19 protein-coding genes are annotated in these 17,748 nt (G+C 71.1%); 6 read left to right on the top strand and 13 right to left on the bottom strand.

The annotated features are described in order from the left end of the window. Positions 1-218: Rieske 2Fe-2S domain-containing protein (locus VI238_RS00720; RefSeq protein ID WP_331647415.1), on the top strand; the 218-nt coding region annotated here is incomplete at its 5' end. A 101-nt stretch (positions 219-319) separates the two neighbouring features. Here VI238_RS00720 and VI238_RS00715 read toward each other — a convergent pair. Together VI238_RS00715 and VI238_RS00710 are read right to left on the bottom strand one after the other, a co-directional pair. Next, the gene (locus VI238_RS00715; protein WP_331647414.1) at positions 320-1,708 is read right to left on the bottom strand and encodes a sensor histidine kinase; all 1,389 of its coding nucleotides are present in this window, start codon (positions 1,706-1,708) and stop codon (positions 320-322) included. Positions 1,709-1,826: 118 nt separating this feature from the next. Further along, the gene (locus tag VI238_RS00710; protein WP_331647413.1) at positions 1,827-2,504 is read right to left on the bottom strand and encodes a response regulator transcription factor; all 678 of its coding nucleotides are present in this window, start codon (positions 2,502-2,504) and stop codon (positions 1,827-1,829) included. A gap of 139 nt (positions 2,505-2,643) precedes the next feature. Here VI238_RS00710 and VI238_RS00705 point away from each other — a divergent pair, with 139 nt between their 5' ends. Beyond that, positions 2,644-3,774, top strand: coding sequence for a PepSY-associated TM helix domain-containing protein (locus VI238_RS00705; protein WP_331647412.1), 1,131 nt, complete (start codon positions 2,644-2,646; stop codon positions 3,772-3,774). Positions 3,775-3,954: 180 nt separating this feature from the next. Here VI238_RS00705 and VI238_RS00700 read toward each other — a convergent pair whose 3' ends face one another. The 8 genes from VI238_RS00700 to VI238_RS00665 form a co-directional block, all read right to left on the bottom strand. Continuing rightward, entirely contained in the window at positions 3,955-4,632 is a 678-nt protein-coding gene (locus VI238_RS00700; protein WP_331647416.1) for a Fe2+-dependent dioxygenase, read from the bottom strand. Between the two features lie 103 nt (positions 4,633-4,735). After that, on the bottom strand, positions 4,736-7,072 hold the full coding sequence (locus VI238_RS00695) for a catecholate siderophore receptor Fiu (protein ID WP_331647411.1): 2,337 nt from the start codon (positions 7,070-7,072) through the stop codon (positions 4,736-4,738). 382 nt (positions 7,073-7,454) lie between these two features. Continuing rightward, the gene (locus VI238_RS00690; protein ID WP_331647410.1) at positions 7,455-8,042 is read right to left on the bottom strand and encodes a HutD family protein; all 588 of its coding nucleotides are present in this window, start codon (positions 8,040-8,042) and stop codon (positions 7,455-7,457) included. A 59-nt stretch (positions 8,043-8,101) separates the two neighbouring features. Continuing rightward, positions 8,102-8,383 carry an alpha/beta hydrolase family protein gene (locus tag VI238_RS00685; protein WP_331647409.1) on the bottom strand — a complete coding sequence of 94 codons (282 nt, stop codon included), beginning with the start codon at positions 8,381-8,383 and terminating at the stop codon, positions 8,102-8,104. A 79-nt stretch (positions 8,384-8,462) separates the two neighbouring features. Further along, positions 8,463-8,978: a GNAT family N-acetyltransferase gene (locus tag VI238_RS00680; RefSeq protein ID WP_331647408.1), complete on the bottom strand. Its 516-nt coding sequence runs from the start codon at positions 8,976-8,978 to the stop codon at positions 8,463-8,465. A gap of 6 nt (positions 8,979-8,984) precedes the next feature. After that, on the bottom strand, positions 8,985-9,446 hold the full coding sequence (locus VI238_RS00675) for a hypothetical protein (RefSeq protein WP_331647407.1): 462 nt from the start codon (positions 9,444-9,446) through the stop codon (positions 8,985-8,987). 115 nt (positions 9,447-9,561) lie between these two features. Further along, positions 9,562-9,864 carry a ComEA family DNA-binding protein gene (locus VI238_RS00670; RefSeq protein ID WP_331647406.1) on the bottom strand — a complete coding sequence of 101 codons (303 nt, stop codon included), beginning with the start codon at positions 9,862-9,864 and terminating at the stop codon, positions 9,562-9,564. Positions 9,865-10,010: 146 nt separating this feature from the next. Then, positions 10,011-10,484, bottom strand: a complete 474-nt coding sequence (locus VI238_RS00665) for an Lrp/AsnC family transcriptional regulator (RefSeq protein WP_331647405.1) — start codon at positions 10,482-10,484, stop codon at positions 10,011-10,013. A gap of 172 nt (positions 10,485-10,656) precedes the next feature. Here VI238_RS00665 and VI238_RS00660 point away from each other — a divergent pair, with 172 nt between their 5' ends. The 4 genes from VI238_RS00660 to VI238_RS00645 all read left to right on the top strand — a co-directional run bounded on the left by VI238_RS00660 (position 10,657) and on the right by VI238_RS00645 (position 13,993). Next, on the top strand, positions 10,657-11,400 hold the full coding sequence (locus VI238_RS00660) for a glutathione S-transferase family protein (protein WP_331647404.1): 744 nt from the start codon (positions 10,657-10,659) through the stop codon (positions 11,398-11,400). 32 nt (positions 11,401-11,432) lie between these two features. Next, on the top strand, positions 11,433-11,630 hold the full coding sequence (locus tag VI238_RS00655) for a hypothetical protein (RefSeq protein ID WP_331647403.1): 198 nt from the start codon (positions 11,433-11,435) through the stop codon (positions 11,628-11,630). Between the two features lie 141 nt (positions 11,631-11,771). After that, positions 11,772-13,253, top strand: coding sequence for a M20 family metallopeptidase (locus VI238_RS00650; RefSeq protein WP_331647402.1), 1,482 nt, complete (start codon positions 11,772-11,774; stop codon positions 13,251-13,253). Positions 13,254-13,546: 293 nt separating this feature from the next. Continuing rightward, positions 13,547-13,993, top strand: coding sequence for a GNAT family N-acetyltransferase (locus tag VI238_RS00645; RefSeq protein WP_331647401.1), 447 nt, complete (start codon positions 13,547-13,549; stop codon positions 13,991-13,993). A 43-nt stretch (positions 13,994-14,036) separates the two neighbouring features. On the opposite strand, the gene VI238_RS00640 is transcribed toward VI238_RS00645, so the two are convergent. The 3 genes from VI238_RS00640 to VI238_RS00630 form a co-directional block, all read right to left on the bottom strand. After that, complete coding sequence (locus VI238_RS00640; protein WP_331647400.1) at positions 14,037-14,669, bottom strand: response regulator transcription factor; 633 nt, start codon at positions 14,667-14,669, stop codon at positions 14,037-14,039. Further along, positions 14,666-15,454: a sensor histidine kinase gene (locus tag VI238_RS00635; RefSeq protein ID WP_331647399.1), complete on the bottom strand. Its 789-nt coding sequence runs from the start codon at positions 15,452-15,454 to the stop codon at positions 14,666-14,668. The genes VI238_RS00640 and VI238_RS00635 overlap by 4 nt, the downstream gene beginning before the upstream one ends. Then, positions 15,444-17,748, bottom strand: a 2,305-nt coding sequence (locus tag VI238_RS00630; RefSeq protein ID WP_331647398.1) for a tetratricopeptide repeat protein, incomplete at its 5' end; no start/stop codon positions are given. The genes VI238_RS00635 and VI238_RS00630, both read right to left, overlap by 11 nt.

The raw sequence follows: 17,748 nt of genomic DNA, 5'->3' as shown, positions 1-17,748 counted from the left end.
ATGGCGACTACTACGCGATCGAGGATGTCTGCACTCACGACGGCGGCGAGCTCACCGGCGGCGTCATCGAAGGGCGCGAGATCGAATGCCCGCGCCACGGCGCGCGCTTCGACATCACGAGCGGCGCGGCGCTGTGCCCGCCCGCGTACGAGCCGACCGCGAAGTTCCCGGTCAGGGTCGAAGCCGGCATCGTCTGGACCCGCGACGATCGCGAGTGAACCCTGCACGGCAGGGCGGGCGCCCGCCGCGGCGTTCGGTGCGAGTTCGGTGTCCGCATCGTTCCCCTCGCGTATCGGGCACTCGCTCCCGCTGCCGCGTGTCACCCGCGCGGCGCGGCGGCGAAGCGGATCGTCGCGCGCAGGCCGCGGCCGTCGCGGCCGCGGCCGTAGATGACCGCTGCCCCGTGGCTGTCGGCGATTCGCCGCACGATGGCGAGGCCGAGGCCGGAGCCTTCGCGCCGGCTTTCGGGCGGGCGGAAGAAGCGTTCGCCGAGGCGCGGCCACCATTCCTCGGCGACGCCCGCGCCGGAGTCCTCGACTGCGAGCACGACCGTGCGCAGCTCGCACTCGATCGACACCGTGACCGCGCCGCCTTCGCCCGCATAGGTGATCGCGTTGTCGACGAGGTTGACGAGCGCCTCGCGCAGCATGATCGCGTCGCCGGCGACGTCGGCGCCGTGCAAGGGACCCTCGTAGCCGAGGTCGACGCGCGCGGCGAGCGCGTCCGGCACGCGCTCGGCCACGTGCTCGCGCGCGAGGCGCGCGAGGTCGACCGTGCTCCATTCGGTGCGGTTCTCGCCGGTCTGCGCGCGTGCGAGCGCGAGCAACTGGCCGGCCGCGCGGCCGGCTCCGGCGGACAGGCGTTCGACGTGCTCGAGCGCGTCGCGCACGCTCTCCGGGTGCGGGTCGCCGAGCGCGCGCTCCGCCTGCAGCCGCAAGCCGGCCAGCGGGGTGCGCAACTGGTGCGCGGCGTCGGCGATGAAGCGTTCCTGCAGTTCGAGCAGCTCGCGCAGGCGCGCGAGCAGCGCGTCGATCGTGTGCGTGAGCGGGCGAATCTCGATCGGCACTTCGCGCTGGTCGAGCGGCGAGAGGTCGCGCGCGCGCCGGCGGGCGAGCTGGTCGACGAGCGGGTCGAGCAGGCGCAGGCCGCGCGTGACGCCGAACCATACGAGCACGAGCACGAAGGCGATCAGCAGCAGGACGATCGGCAGCGTGCCGACGAGGATCTCGCGCGCGAGCGCATGGCGTTCGCCGAGCGTTTCCGCGACCGACACGATGATCGTGTCGGAGCTGTCCTCGCCCGACAGTGCGAGCGAGGCGATCCGCAGCGAGCGACCGTCGGCGACGATCGAATCGAGACGTGGCGGCGCGCCGATCGCCGGCACCGGCGTGGGCACCGGCAGCTCGAGGTTCGCCGCGAGCACGCCATGGCGCAGGCTGCGTACCGCATAGTAGGTCGGCTCCGCCGACTCGTACTCCATGAGGATGCGAACCTGCGGGCTCAGCTCCTCGTGCCCGGAGTCGCTGCGGATGAGGCGTTCGAGCGCGCGCGCGCCGTCGGCGAGCGAACGGTCGTAGCTGATGTTGGCGTAATGCAGCGCGAGCACGTAGATGAGCACCCCGCTGCCGAGCCAGGCGAAGGCCATCGGCGCGACGAGGATGGTCAGGAGCCGGCGACGCAGGCTCGCGGGGCGGGGCGCGCGGTTCATCGCGCGCCGTCGGCGGCGACGCCATGCCGCGCGAGGTGAACGCACACGTCGTGCGGCTGCTGCGGACGGGACGCCGCGCGAGGGCGCCCCACGCCGACCCTGCACGCGCGCGCGCGCATCAGGCGGCTCCGTCGCCGGCTTCGAGCAGGTAGCCGAGCCCGCGCACGGTGCGGATGCGCACGCCGCTGCCCTCGAGCTTGCGCCGCAGGCGATACACCGCGATGTCGAGGCCGTTGTCGGTGAGCGTCGTGTCCCAGCTGCAGAGCGCCTCGATGAGCTGCTCGCGGCTCATGACGCGATCGAGCCGCGAGGCGAGCGCTTCGAGCAGGCCGAACTCGCGCGGCGTGAGTTCGAGCGGCGTGTCGCCGACCTGTGCGCGGCGGCGCGGCAGGTCGAGGCGCATGCGGCCGAGCTGCAGTTCCGGCACGCCGCGGGTCGTGCGTCGGCGCAGCAGCGCACGCGCGCGCGCCTCGAACTCGCGCAGCGCGAACGGTTTGACGAGGTAGTCGTCGGCACCGAGGTCGAGCGTACGCACGCGCTCCTCGAGTTCCTCGCGTGCGGTCGCGACGAGTACGGGGACTGCGTCCGCACGGCTGCGCAGGCGGCGCAGCAGCTCGACACCGTCGACATCGGGCAGGCCGAGGTCGAGCACGACGAGGTCGTACGGATGGTCGCGCAACGCGGCATCGGCCTGACGCCCGTTGTCGAGGCGGTCGACCGCGTGGCCCGCACGCGCGAGCGCGGCACCGATCGCGTCGGCGATCGCGGCGTCGTCTTCGATGATCAGGATGCGCATCGCCGCATTCTAGTGAGATGGAGGTGCCGAACGTCGCCGGCCGAGATCGCGCAGGGCAGGCGACGGCCGGGCAGCGACTCCATTGAGAATGATTCGCATTTGTGATGGAATCGGGATCTCCTCCGCTGGGGTTCCGGCCGTGCGTTCTTCGCTGCTCAAACGCGTCCTGTTCCGCCTGCACTGGCTTGCAGGCATCAGCGCCGGCCTCGTGCTCGGCGTGGTCGGCTTCACCGGCGGCCTGCTCGGCCTCGAGCAGCCGGTGCTGTCATGGCTCAACCCCGCGCTGCACGTGAGCGCGGAAGGGCGCACGCCGCTCGGCCCCGACCGCTGGGTCGCGGCAGCGCGTTCCGCGCTCCCGGATCACGCGTTGCGCGGGGTCGCCTGGGAAGGTCCCCGGCACGCGGTCGCCGTGCGGATGGTGCGCCCAGGCGCGCGGCCGACCGCGGTCGCCATCGATCCGTATACGGGCGCGGTGCTCGGCGCGGAACGAGGCGCGGCGTTCTTCGACTCGGTCGAGCAGCTCCACCGCAATCTCGCGGCCGGTCCGGTCGGCAAGCAGGTCGTCGCGGCGAGCACCGCGCTCATGTTCGTCTTCATCGCGAGCGGGCTCTATCTCCGGTGGCCGCGACGCGCGCGTTCGCCGTCGGCATGGCTGCGCATGAACACGGCCGCGAAAGGCCGCGGCTTCTGGTGGCAGCTGCATGCCGTGGTCGGTACCTGGCTGCTGATCCCGTACCTCGTCGCCGCCGCGACCGGCCTGTGGTGGTCGTACGACGTCTATCGCAATGCCATCAACGGCCTCGCCGGCGTGCCGGCGCCGGTGCGTCGAGGGCCGCCGAACGACGCGCCGACGGTCGCTTCGCTGGAGACCGCGTGGGCATCGTTCCTGCGCGAGGCGCCGGAGGCAGTGCGCGCGAACATCGCGACCACGGCGGTCGACGGCGCGCTCGAGATCCGCTACCAGACCGCCATGAGCCCGCACGATCGGGCCTGGGACGTCCTCGCCATCGACGCCGCCGACGGCACCGTGCGCAGGCGCGAGCCCTATGCGGAGCTTCCGCGCGGCCGTCGCTTCATCGCGTCCCTGTTCCCCCTGCATTCGGGCAGCTGGTTCGGCGTGCCGGGCCGCGTCGTCGCCGCGAGCGCCGCGTTGCTGATGCCGCTGTTCGCGCTGAGCGGCCTGTGGATGTGGCGACTGCGCCGACGCAACGACGCGCTGCGCGACAATGCCGCGGCAGCGCGCGCGCCGCTCGACGCGCGACCCGCCTAGCGCGTCGCGCCACCGCCCAGACGATGCGGTAACGCCTTCCGCGATGTCGACGCCCGTTCACTTCGGTCGCGGTGTTCGCCGCGCGTCGACATCAGCCGATGCACGGCGCCCGCCGGTTCACGGGCGGCGGCGGCAACGGCGGTCGCGCTCGGGGGCCACGACCATCGACGAGCCTGCGCGTCAGGTCCCGGACCACTCGCGCAGGAGGTTGTGATAGACGCCCGTCAGCCTCAACACCGCGGCCGGGTCCGCGCCGCTGCGCGAGAGCGACTGGATCGAAGCATCCAGTTCGAACAGCTGCAGCCGGTGCCGGTCCTCGCGCACGAGGCTCTGGACCCAGAAGAATGCCGCGATGCGCGCGCCGCGCGTGACGGGCGCGACGCGGTGCAGGCTGCTCGACGGATAGAGAATGAGGTCGCCCGCCGGCAGCTTGACCTCGTGTTCGCCGTACGTGTCGCTGATCACGAGTTCGCCGCCGTCGTACTCGTCGGGCTCGGCGAGGAACAGCGTGCAGGAAACGTCGCTGCGCATCTGCGTGCCGCCCGGCAGCGCCATGACCGCGCCATCGACGTGGAAACCGTAGTGACCGCCGCCTTCGTAGCGGTTGAAGCGCGGATGCAGCGTGCGCAACGGCAGCGCGGCGGCGTGGTAGAGGGGATGGGCCGCGAGCGCATCGAGCACGATCGCGCCGAGGCGCTGGCGCACCGCGGACGCTTCCGGCAGCTGCAGGTTGTGCTTCACGCGCGCGCCGAACTCGCCGACGGTTTCCTTGCCGTCCGTCCACTCGGCTCGATCGAGTTCGGCGCGCACGTGCGCGAGACGGGAGGGGTCGAGTATTCCGGGAATGTGCAGCAGCATGGCGAGGATCCACGCGATGCGGGCGTCCATTCTCGCACCGTGGCGGTAGGCGGCGGCGTCCATGCCGCCGACCGCGGGCCGCCGGGCGGCCCGCGGCGCGGGTTCAGAAGCGGAGCGCCGCGGTGAGCATCGCCGACCGCGGTGCCCCGGGGCTGTAGCGGTAGCCGCTCTTGTTGATCGCAGCGACGTAGTCCTTGTCGAACACGTTGTAGACGTTGAGCTGCAGGCTCAGGTGTTCGTTGACCGGATAGCTCGCCGTCGCATCGAACACCCAGTACGCGTCGACGCGGGTCGGGGTGCCGATCGCACCGTCGTTGCCGCGCTTCATCTCGCCGTTGTAGCGAGCGCCACCGCCGAGTACGAGGCCGAACGGCGTCCGGTAGGTCGTCCATGCGGTGAATGCGGCGTCGGGCGTGTAGGCGAGATCGTCGGAACCGTCCTGCGAGACGTGCGAGCCCTTCTCGACGGTCGCGTCCATCGTGGTGAAGCCGGCCGAGACGCTCCACGCGTCGGTAAGCTTGCCGACGAGGCCGAGTTCGATGCCCTCGACGCGCTTCCGGCCGATCTGGTAGTAGAGCTGGTCGACCGGATCCTGCACGACTTCGTTGCTGATGTCGGTGCGGTATAGCGCGGCCGTCAGCAGCAGTTTGGCATCGAACGCTTCCCACTTGGTGCCGAACTCGGCCGTCTTCGCCTTCTGCGGGTCGAAGATCGGATTGTCGAGGCTGCTCGCCGACGCACTGAATGCGAGCGAATTGCCGCCCGGCGGTTGCTGCGAGACGCCGTAATTGAGATAGACGCTGCCTTCGGGCGTCGGCTTGTACAGGAGGCCGGCCTTCCAGGTGAACAGCGTGTCCGACGTGTCGGCGTCGACGCCGGGAACGATCGTGCCCGCGGGCAGGCTGCCGCATGCGGTCGCGCCGCTCGCGGTGCAGACGACGACGCTGCTGAAATCGGTGTCGTAGTGGTCCAGGCGCACGCCGACGTTCGCCTGCCAGTGCTCGTCGAAGGTGATCGTGTCGAACAGGTACGCCGCCTCGGTGTCGGTGCGGCCATCGGCGTGCGCGCCGTTCCTTCCCCAGACGAGACCGCCCACATCCGCATCGGGACGATACAGGTTCGCCACGGGCCACGTGCTGCCGTTCAGTGCGCCCAGGCCGGTCGAGATCGCTTCCTCGCGCGCGAGTTCCAGGCCCACGCCGAAGTCGTTGCCGACACGGCCGAATTCCGAATGGAGGCGCAGGTTCGCCTGGTTCGTGAGGATCCGGTTGGTGAGATCCTTGAAGTTGGGATTGCTGCGCTTGAGCGTCCAGGTCGACGGATCGCCGATGTCGGGCGTACCGATGTTCGCGGCGTTGGCGACGAACGACGTGATGAGGTACTGCTGGCGCGTGCGGCCCCAGCGCGTCGTGTTGACGAGTTTCATGTCGTCGCTGAAGTCGTGCTCGACGATCAGCGTCGCCATGTCGGTCGTGCTGTCGTCATGGTCGTCGCGCGTGCCGTAGAAGCCCCGCGGATCGACCCGCGGCGCGGCGCCGATCTGCGGGCGCGCGGGATCGGGCGACGTGTAGCCGGGCAGGCCGATGGTCGGGATTGCGCCGTCGGGCACGTTGTCCTGCTCGAGGTGCAGCAGGTCGAGGAAAACGCGCGTCGGCGTGGCGAGGCCGAACGCGAACGTCGGCGCAATGCCCCATCGGTTGCGTTCGACCTCGTGTCGGCCGGGAACGCCGCTGTCCTGCGCCATGAGGTTCAGGCGAAAGGCGCCGCCGTCGATGCCGTCGATGCGCGCATTCCAGTCTGCGGTCGCCCGCTTCTGGTTGGCGCTGCCGTAGGCGACGCTGGCGTCGACGCGATCGGCCTGCAGCGGCTGCTTGCTCACGATGTTGATCGATCCGCTCGGCGCGGTGCGGCCGTAGTCGCTGCCGGAAGGCCCCTTGGTGACCTCGATCTGGTCGACATTGAACGTGTCGCGCGAAACGCCGCCGAGATCGCGGACGCCATCGACGTAGATGCTGCCCGAGCTGTCGAAGCCGCGCATGTAGACCGTGTCGCCGGTCGACGTGTTGCCGTTCTCGCCGGCGTAGAACGTGCCCACGCCGGCACTGTTGCGCAGCGCTTCGGCGAGTGTCGTCGCGGCCTGTTCCCGGATGAGGTCGGCAGCGATGATCTGGATCGTCTGCGTGGTATCGACGAGCGGTTTGAGGTATTTCGGGCCCGCGAGCGTGTCGACCTTGTAGCCCTCGACCGCGTGGCCTTCGACGTTGATCGTCGGCAGGCTGTTCGCGTCGGCGGCATCGGCGCTGGCGAGGGCGGCGGGGTCGGATTCGGCATCGGCCGCATGCAGCGGCGAGAACGCCAACGCGATGCCCGTCGCGAGGGTCGCGGCCGTAGTGCGCGCGCCGCGCGCGACGGCGTGTTTGCGGCTCCTGATGAACGACATGGAAAAGCTCCGTTGTGGTCCGTGCGACTCGCGTCGGAGCGCGTCGTTCGACACGATCCGGCGGAGATCCAAGGCGCGCTGCCGCGGGTGCTCCCCCGGTCGCCGCTCGCGAGCGACGGCCGTCGACGGTTCACCCCCTGGGTTGCGGCGTCCAGGGAATTAGAACCGAAATGAGAATGATTAGCAATAAAACTTGGGCTGGGATGTATCGAGCGGCACGATGTACGCGCCAAGCGCAAGCGCCGGACGAGCCGACGGCGCGGGTCTCGATGACCGCCGCGTCGTGACGCGTGCGACCTCGTGCCACGCCGCCGCACCGACGCCATGGAGGGCGCGGAGAATCACCGCCGCTCGGCGCATCGCCGCCGGCGCCCCGGCCACGTCAGTGATCGGATGCGACGAGCTTGACGAGCACGAGTTCGCCGCCGCCCTCGAGCACGATCCGGCTGCCGCCGTCGCGGAAATCGGCGAGCAGGGAGGCGCCGGTTTCGAGCGCGAGCGTGTCCGCGTCGCTGCGCACGGTCGCGTTGCCGGCGAACACGTGCACGAACCATTCGACGGCGCGTTCCGGGAAGATCACCATCGATCCGACCAGCGGGCGGGCGATCACGTCCGCATGCACCGCGTCGCGGCGCGCCATCACGTTGAAGTCGCGCGTCGGGCCGGCGACGAGGCGGCACTCGACGTTCGCCTCGCCCGCGAAGCGGACTCTTTCGAAGCGTTGCGTGAGGCGGTGCGGCGGCGCGTCGTCGATGTCGAGCTCGATGCCGTTGCCTTCGAGCAGGAGCAGGTCGCGTTCGATGCCCGGGAACGACGAGAACGGTCCGTCGCGTTCGATCTCGGCGATGCTGATCCGCCAGCGGAAATCCTCGTCTCCGCTGCGCGCGATCTCGGTGGTCCAGCCGCCGTCGTTCTTCCAGCGCGTGCGTCGATAGTCGTTGGTGGCAAGTACACGCAGGAATCGATTCATGGCTCCGGTTCTCGCGGCGTGCTGGCAAACATCATGGCGACGGTGTCGAGGTCGCCGACCTAGGGTTCGCCCAGGTGATCTTGCAGGAACTTCGCCACGATGGGCCACACGCGCTTGCGGTCTTCGGTGCTGGCGACGCCGTGCCCGCCGCCCGCGAGTTCGACCAGTTGCGGCGGCCGCCCGGCCATGGACAGCATGCGGACCAGCCTGCGCGTGTGTTCGTAGTCCACACGCTCGTCTTCCGTTCCGTGCACCACCAGCAACGGCACTTTCAGCTCGCCGTAGCGATAGAGCGGTGATGCATGCATCAGTTCGACCGAATCGCGACGCGGGTCGCCCATGATCAGTTCCAGTCCCCTGCGGAGCGACCCGGTCCGGGTCCATGCGCGTCGCGGTCGTCCGACCGCCTTCGCAGCGCGGTCAGCGATCCGGATGGTAGCTGTAGACGAGCGTCGCGTGGCCGAGGAAGTCGATCGTCGTCGCCTGGCGACCGCCGAGGCGGCGCGCGACGCGCTCGGACGCGCTGTTCTCCGCGCGGATCAGGCTGATCGCGCGCGGCGCATGCAGTTGCTCGAAGGCGAAATCGAGCGCGGCGCGCGCGGCTTCGGTCGCGTAGCCCTTGCGACGGTGTTCAGGCACGAGCATCCAGCCGAGCTCGAGGTCGGGCCAGCCTTCCGGGTAGTGCAGGCCGACGCGGCCGACGAACTCTCCGCTGTGGCGCAATTCGACCGCCCACATGCCGCAGCCGCGCAGCGCCCAGTGGCCGAGCAGCATCGCCATCGATCGCCATGCGTTCATGCGGTCGAGCGGCTGGCCATCGCCGACGAAGCGCGTGCTGCTCGCGTCGGCGAGCATCGCCGCATACGCTTCGAAGTGGCGCTCGCCGAGCGCGCACAGGCGCAGGCGTTCGGTCACGAGCGTGGGAATCTCGCGCATCGCGGATCAGGCGAGCAGCGCGGCGAGCGCGGCGGTCGATGCGCGCAGGCTCTCGCGCCAGTCGAAACCGACGATCGCCTCGCCGGTTCGCGCGTCGCGGAACTCCTCCTCCTGACCCGGGGCGAGGAGATGGCGATAGTCGACCGTCACTTCGGTGCCCGGCGACAGGTCGGCGGCGGCGAACACGAAGCCGAGGTGCCACAGGCCACTCGGCGCGAACGCATGGTTGATGTAGCACTCGTCCGGCCACTCGGGCGTGACGGTGTAGCGGTCCTCGAACCAGCGCACGGTCGCCGGCAGCAGCTCGCGCGCGTCGGGCATCGCATGGATCTCGTCGAACGTGTACACGCGCGGAATCGCGTCCGGGGCCGTGATGAGGCGGCCGCGCGCGACCGGCTCGTCGAGGAACAAGCCCTGTCCTGCGCCCGCGATCAGAGACGGGCCGATGTGGTAACGGGGGAGGATCATGCGTGAGACCGCCGTTGGGCGGGGCGCGAGTCTAGCAGAGTGCGGTGCCCGTGCCGCGTGTCGCACGGCGTCGCACGCTGCAGCCGGTCGGCGCGCGCCGGCGCTGCCGCGCCCGCTAGGGCCCGCGATACATCGGCGGCGGGGTCTCAGGCGTGCCGACGACGATCACGATCGCGTCGCGGTTCGCCTCGATCGTCTTGACGCCGATGCCCTTGACCTTGCCGAGGTCCTCGATGCGCGAAAAGGGCCCGTTGGCCTTGCGGTAGGCGACGATCGCCTCCGCCTTGACCAGGCCGACCCCACTCAGCGATTCGGCCAGGGTTTTCGCATCGGCATGGTTGATGTCGACCTGCGCGAACGCGACTGCCGGCAGCAGCAGGCAGAGCAGGCACGACACGAACCGGAGGAGCAGCTTCATCGATGCGGTGGAACGTCGGCCGCGCCGGCGTAGCGCGATGGCCGCAAGTCTAGGCGCGCGCTCGCGATGGCGGGAGTGTTGCAGCGCACGTGGGCCTGTAGGCGAGCAGCCCCATTCGGTGTAGGAAATTTCCTACGCGCGGGGGTTCAGCCCGGATCGAGCGGCAGCGTGAGGCCACGCTTGAGGGTGCCGAGCACGACGCGCGTGCGGTAGCGGCGCACGTTCGCGTTTTCGGCGAGCAGGCGCTGCATCATCTGCTCGTACGCATCGACGTCGCGCGCGGTCACGACGAGCACGTAGTCCTCGTCGCCGGTCACGTACCACGCTTCCTGGACCGCGGCTTCGCGCTCGATCCAGTGCTGGAGGCCCGCCACGAGCTCCTTGCGGTCGCCATCGACGACGAGGTCGACGATCATCGTGAGCGGCCGGCCGACGCTGCGCGGATCGACCACGGCGACCTCGCGCACGATGACGCCGTCCCCGCGCAGGCGCGCGAGGCGGCGCTGCACCGCCGACGCCGACAAACCGACTTCGGCGCCGACCGTCTCGGCCGGCAGGCGCGCGTCGCGCTGGAGCAGGGCGAGGATCCTGCGGTCGAGTTTGTCGAGGTGTGCGGACATCGAGCGTGGACGTTCGGCAACGCGCGCGAAAGCCGCGCGATCGCGCCTGCATACGCGGCCGCGCCGCGCGGGCGGACTCTAGCATGGTCGTCGTGTCCGACGACTTGCGGCCTCGCCGCCCAGCCGATGCCACAGCTGCTCGATATCGACGCCATCGAGGCCGCACGCGGCCATGTCCGTCGACGTCGTCGAACGCGACCTGCTGCGCGCGCGCCTGCCCGCCGACCGAAGCCTCTCGACCCGTCGCCATGGAACCGCACCGATGAAACTGCTCTACCAGTCGCATTCGCCGTACGCGCGCAAGGTGCTCGTCGCGGCACACGAACTCGGCCTCGCCGGCGCGCTCGAGGTGATCCACCACGAGACGAGCCCTCTGCGACGCAACGACGTCGTGCTCGCATGCAACCCGCTCGGCAAGGTGCCCGTGCTCGTGCTCGACGACGGCTTCGCGCTGTTCGATTCCGACGTGATCTGCGCCTGGCTCGATGGCCTGCACGGACATGCGCGCCTGATCCCCGCGGACGCGCCGCGGCGCTGGCGCGCGCTGCGCCTGCAGGCACTTGCACAAGGCATTGCCGATGCGGGCATCGCCGTGCGCTGGGAGAGCGAGCGGCGCCCGCCGGCGCTGCGTTGGGCCGAGTATCGCGATGGCCAGCTCGGCAAGATCGCCGCCGCGTGCGACCTGCTCGAGCGCGATTTCGACGACGGCGACGACGCACCGGGCATCGGCGCCTCCGACGTCGGCATCCCCGACGTCGGCGCGATCGCGCTCGCGACCGCGCTCAGCTGGATCGACTTCCGCGGCGTGTGCGCGTTCCGCGACGACCGCCCACGCCTCGCGGCCTGGTATGCGCGCTTCGCCGCGCGACCGTCGATGCGCGCGACGGCGCTGTCGGGCGACACGCACGACCGCTGAGCCGGCGTCGTTTGACACGGGAGACATTCGCGATGCATTCGCTCGGTACCAACTTGCTGTTCATGCACGGCCACATCGTCGACGTCGAACTCGCGCGACGACTCGCGGACGCGGCGGCATCGCCACCCTGGCCGTCGCCCGACCGTTCGCCGCGCCGTGCGCCGTTGCGACGCCTTGCCGCACTGCTCGGCTGGCTCGGCCACGGCGCCGTCCGCGCGTGGCCGAACTGAGGTTCCGGCACCGACGACGCGCGGGTCCGGCACGCGAACAATGCGCGCCGATCCGCTACGATTCGCGGCTTGCGAATGCCCGGCGCGATGCCGGGCCGCGGTTCGGCCGCGCGCACCCCGCTCATCGGACAGGTGAAACAGATGGATTCCAACGCACTCAGCGGTTTCGTCGGCGGCCTCTGGGACGACCAGATCGTCCCGCAGCTCACCGAGTACATCCGCATCCCGAACAAGTCGCCGATGTTCGATGCGCAGTGGGCCGAGCACGGTTACATGGACCAGGCGGTCGCGCTGATGGAGTCGTGGGCGAAGGCGCAGCCGATCGCGGGCATGCAGCTCGAGGTCGTGCGACTGCCGGGCCGAACGCCGCTCATCTTCATCGAGATCCCGGGCCAGGGCGACGACACGGTGCTGCTCTACGGCCATCTCGACAAGCAGCCGGAGATGACGGGCTGGTCGGCGCACCTCGGGCCGTGGACGCCCGTGCTCGACGGCGACCGGCTGTACGGCCGCGGCGGCGCCGACGACGGCTACGCGATCTTCGGTTCGCTCGCGGCGATCATGGCGCTGCAGGCGCAGGGCATCCCGCACGCGCGCTGCGTCGTGATGATCGAAGCGTGCGAGGAATCGGGCAGCTACGACCTGCCGTACTACGTCGACCACCTCGCTGCGCGCATCGGCAAGCCGTCGCTGATCGTCTGCCTCGATTCGGGTTGCGGCAACTACGACCAGCTGTGGCTGACGACGTCGCTGCGCGGCCTCACGGGCGGCAACCTCACGGTCAAGGTGCTCGAGGAAGGCGTGCATTCGGGCGACGCGTCCGGCGTCGTCGCATCGAGTTTCCGCATCCTGCGCCAGGTGCTGTCGCGGCTCGAGGACGAGACGAGCGGCCGCATCAAGCCGCAGGAGCTGCACGTCGAGATCCCGGCACAGCGCGTCGCACAGGCGCAGCGCACCGCACAGATCCTCGGCGATGCGGTGTATGCGAAGTTTCCGCTCGTCGACGGCATGCAGCCGATGAACGCGGACCTCGCCGAACTCGTACTCAACCGCACCTGGCGCCCCGCGCTGTCGGTCACCGGCGTGGCCGGGTTCCCGCCGCTCGATTCGGCCGGCAACGTGCTGCGTCCGTTCACGTCGGTCAAGCTGTCGCTACGCGTGCCGCCGACGCTCGACGCCGCGAAGGGCGGCGAATTCCTCAAGCGCCTGCTCGAAGGCGATCCGCCGTACGGGGCGAAGGTCACGTTCGACCTCGAGAAGGCGGGCAGCGGCTGGGAAGCGCCCGCGCTCGCGCCGTGGCTGGAATCCGCAGTCGAGGCCGCGTCGCAGCAGTTCTTCGGCGCGCCGGTCGCCTACAACGGCGAGGGCGGATCGATCCCGTTCATGGGCATGCTCGGAGAGAAGTTCCCTGGCGCGCAGTTCCTCATTACCGGCGTGCTGGGCCCGCATTCGAATGCGCACGGCCCGAACGAGTTCCTGCACGTGCCGACCGGCAAGCGCATGTCGATGTGCGTCGCGAGGGTCGTCGCCGACCACTACGCCGCGAGCAGCCAGGGCCTCACGCGCGGCGTCGCCGCGAGCCACGCGCACACGGTGAAGGGCGGGGACGGCTGCTGCGACTGACGCGGCCGCGGCGCGCCTGCCGGACGGAAGACCGACTGCGCGAGGGCCGGATGGAGCATCCGGGGACGGCGGGAGCCGACGCCTGGAAGGGTCTTCGTCCTCCGCGTGCTCCGCGTCCAGGCTCCGCCTCGTCCGGCGCTTCGCCGCTCATCGTGCCGCAGTCCCGTGCTCGGCCGGCGATGCCCGAGTGCGGGCGCGCCGGCAATCGCGCAGCGCGCCGACGCATCGACGCCATCGCATGCCCGCGCGCGCGCCGAACGGCGCGGGAGACTGTCGCGAAAGGGAGGCTGCCCATGACCATGACCGTACGCACGGCGCGCACCTACGACGCCGCCGCCATCGCCGGACTCTGCGGCGAACTCGGTTACCCGGCGACGCGACCGCAGATCGTCTCCCGCCTGGCCGCGATCGAGACGGCGGGACAGGGCTGCGTGCTCGTCGCGGAAGACGCGATCGGCGCGCTCGTCGGCTGGCTGCACGTCGGCCAGCACGTCTCGCTGACCGGCGACGCCGAAGGCGAGATCCTCGGCCTCGTCGTGCGCGAAGACGCGCGCGGCCGCGGCATCGGCGCCGCCCTGGTGGCGGCGTCGGAAGACTGGGCGCTCGCCCACGGTTGCGCGCGCATGCGCGTGCGCAGCCGCGTCGAGCGCGAACGCGCCCATCGCTTCTACGACCGCGCGGGCTACGCCCCCGTGAAGACGCAGATCGTGTTCGGCAAGCGCACCGGCGCGGCCGGATAGGGCGGTACGCGGCGCGCGGCGACGGCCTGCGCGCGATCCCCGGTCACTCGACGATGCGCTTGCGCACCGCGTATCGCACCAGCTCGGCGCTGTTGCGCACGCCGAGCTTGGCAAGCACGCGGCTGCGGCGGTTCTCGGCCGCCTTCGCGCTGATGTCGAGCCTGTTCGCGATTTCCTTGATCGTGAGTCCGTCGACCACGAGGTGCAGCACTTCGCGCTCGCGGTCGGACAGCGCCCCGTACGGATCCTCCGGTTGCGGATGCTTGAGCTGGCTGGCGAGGATCTTGGTCGCGTACGGGCCGAAGTAGACACCGCCCGCGGCGATCGTTCGGATCGCGGTCAGCAATTCGTCGGTCGCGGTGTTCTTCACGAGGTACCCCGAAGCGCCCGCGCGCACGACCTGCACGGCGTACTCGTCTTCCTCGTGCATCGTCAGCACGAGCACCTTCGTGCGCGGCAGTTCCTCGGTCAGGCGTCGCACGACGTCGATGCCCGACAGGCGCGGCATCGAGATGTCGATGACGGCGATGTCGGGCTTGAGCGCGAGCGCCTGCTCGACCGCGCTGATGCCGTCGCCGGCTTCGCCGACGACGACGCAGTCGCCACTGGCTCGCAGCATGGCGACGAGGCATTCGCGCAAGACGGTGTGGTCGTCGGCAATCAACAGGCGGATCATGGACTCGCTCCGGGGGTGGTATCCGACAGCGGAAAATGCACCGACATGCCGAAACCGGCACCCGGCGTGGATTCGAAAGTCAGCGAACCACCGAACAGGCGTACGCGATCGCGCATGCCGCCGAGGCCGCTGCTGTTGCCCTGGCGACCGCGTGCGAGCGCGGCTTCGATGTCGCAGCCGGCGCCGTCGTCGCGCACGCGCAGCACGGCGCGCTCGCCGCGACCGTCGAAGGCGATGTCGACCTTCCGCGCGGAGGCGTGCCGCGCGGTGTTCGCGAGCGCCTCCTGCACGAGGCGGAACACGAGCGTCGAGCGATCGGCGTCGATGCCGGCGGGCGGCGCATGAAAGTCGAGCCTCGCGTCGACCCCGTGCGTTTCGGAGAACGAGCGTGCGAGCCAGCGCAGCGCCGGTTCGAGGCCGAGGTCGTCGAGGATCTGCGGCCGCAGCAGGCGCGACAGCGCGCGCGTCTCCTGCAGGGTCGCGTCGCCGATCGCCTGCGCGTGGGCGAGCTCGTCTCGCGCACGTCGACAGCGCTCGTCGTCCGGCATGGTGGCGAGCGCCTCCTTGATCAGGTGCAGCATCGCGGTGAGGTTGTGTCCGACGCCGTCGTGCAACTCGCGCGCGAAGCGGCTGCGTTCCTCCTCCTGCACGCGCCAGACCGAACGCGCGATCCGCTGGAACGACGCCTGGCCCTGGCGCAGCCGCTCGGTGAGCGCCTGGTGCGCCTGCAGCAGCTCGGTGATCTGCGCGCGCACGTCGGCGCTCGAGGGCGGATCACGTCGCATCGCCGCCTTCCTCGCGCAGGCGCCGGTCGATGCGCCGTTCCAGCTGCGCGCGTTGGACCTCGGGCGCGTCGCCCACCAGCTGCGCGCGCGCCGCAAGCGCAGCGGCGGTTGCCGCGGTGGCCTCGGCGGCGCCAGGCGCGAACGCGCGGGCGCCGAGCGCGTGGATGAAGTAGGCGCCGGACGCACGGCCGGCCTCCTTCAGCAGCGGCAACGCCTCGCGATAGTGCCGCGCGGCGCCGGTGCGGTCGCCGACCTGCAGCGCGGCGCCGATCTCGAGCTCGAGCCACGCGAGTCGTGTCGAAGCCTCGGCGAGCTGCGCGGCATCCGCGCGCAGGGGCGCGAGCGGCTGTGCCGCGCGCGTGCCCTTGCCGGGTGACGCGAACGCGAGGCGCACGCGCTGCAGGCGGACCTCGACGGCGACCTTGCCGCTGTGTGCCTGTGCCGCCGTGCTCGCCGCCTCGTCGAGTTTCGCCGCGGCGCCCGCGAGATCGCCGTGATCCTGGCGCTGCACCGCTTCGACGAGCAGGCGCATCGCGCGCTGGTCCGCGTTCGCGCGTTCGGGCGGCACCTTCGCGAGTGCGGCCTCGGTCGCGGCGTCGTCGCCGAGCGCGCTCGCAAGGCGCGCCTGCAGCAACGCCGATTCGATCCGCATGCGCTGGTCGGAGCGGTGCTCGGCGATCTCCTCCGCGCGCGCCGCGTGCGCGAGGCCGTCGGCCCAGCGGCCTTCCGCCAGCGACAGTTCGCCGAGGTCGAGGTGCGCGGCGGACGCTTCCTCGCCGAGCTGGCGGTCTTCGGCGTCGCGCAGCGACTTCTGCAGGCGTTCGCGCGCGTCGGCGAAATGCCCGCGCGCGATGTCGAGCAGGCCGAGGCTCTGCTCGACGCGCAGCAGCCCGTTGTTGTCGTCGAGCTTGCGATACTGCGCTTCGGCCTGCTGCCAGTACACGAGCGCGTTGTCGAACTGGCCGAGGCGGAACGAGCTGAAGCCGACGTTGTCGAGGCTCTCGGCGACGAGGTCGGGTACGTCGAGTTGCTGGCGCAAGGCGAGAGCCTCGCGATAGGCCGCAAGCGCGGCCGCGTCGTCGCCGCGCTCCTCGGCGATCACGCCGCGATCGTTGGCGAGGTCGGCGAGGCTCGCGCGGTCGCCGAGCTGCTCGAGCATGCCCTTGACCCGATCGAGCGTGCGCTCGGCGGCGTCGCGCTCGCCGCGCTCGGCCTGCACGATCGCGAGGTTGCGCAAGGTCTTGCTCAGGCCGAGCGAGTCGCCGAGCCGTTCGCGCGTCGCCGCGGCGCGCGCGTACTGTTCGGCCGCGGCGTCGAGCTGGCCGAGGCGCTCGTAGCCGATGCCGAGCGCGTTGCGCACCTCGGCTTCCGCGGCGGCGTCGCGCGAGCGCGTGTCGAGCACGAGCGCGCGCACCAGGTACTCGTCGACCGCCGGCTGCGCCTCGCCCTGCTGGATCGACGTGCGGCCGAGCAGGAACCACGCGCGCGCATCCTGGTCGTCGTCCTTGACGTAGCGACGCAGCCGCGCGAGCGCGCCCGCACCGTCGCCACCGTCGGCGAGCGTCTCGGCGTCGAGCAGCGCGAGCGAAGGATCGTGCGGGAAGGCGCGCAGCGAGTCGTCGAGCAGCGCGCGCGCCTTCGTCGGGTCGTCGAGCGCGCGCACGCGCAGCTCCCGCCCGGGCGCGCTGTCGTCGCCTCCGAACCGTTGCCGCACCGCGGTGCGCGTGTTCTCGGCCGGAAGCTCCTGCCGCGCCGCCGTCTGCGCGTCGAGCAGCGCACGTGCGACGAGTGCGCTCGCGGGATCCCTCGCGGCGAGCCCGGCGAGCGCGCCCGCGGCCGCAGCCGGTTCGTGCCGATCGAGCGCAGCGAGCGCGCCGCCGAACGCGACGAGCGCGTCCGGCGCCAGCACGGGTGCGACGCCCGCGCGCTGGCTCGACGTCGCGAGCCATTTCGTCGCCGCTTCGCGATACGCCGCGAACAGGTCGGCCGGGGTCGCGCCGCGCGCATCGACGACCGGCTCGGCGGCCGGCGCGGAGGGATCGCCCGACCAGAGGCGAAGGCGCAATGCCTGCGCCTCGCGCGTGAGCGTGCCGTGCACGACGCGGGTCGCGTTGGCCGCGCCGGCGACGTCGGCGAGGCGCCGCACCACGACCTCGCGCGGCTGGTCCGGCGCAACGCGCGCGAGCGCGTCGAGCATGCGCCGGCGCGGGATCGCCGCGACGCCGGCGTCGTTGCGCAGCCAGGCAGCGAGATGTTCGTCGAGTGCGCGCGCGACCGCGGCGAGCTCGGCGTCC

Source organism: Dokdonella sp. (assembly GCF_036518555.1).
In the GTDB taxonomy this organism is placed as follows: domain Bacteria; phylum Pseudomonadota; class Gammaproteobacteria; order Xanthomonadales; family Rhodanobacteraceae; genus Dokdonella_A.
This window is presented reverse-complemented; position numbering and strand designations above follow the sequence as displayed.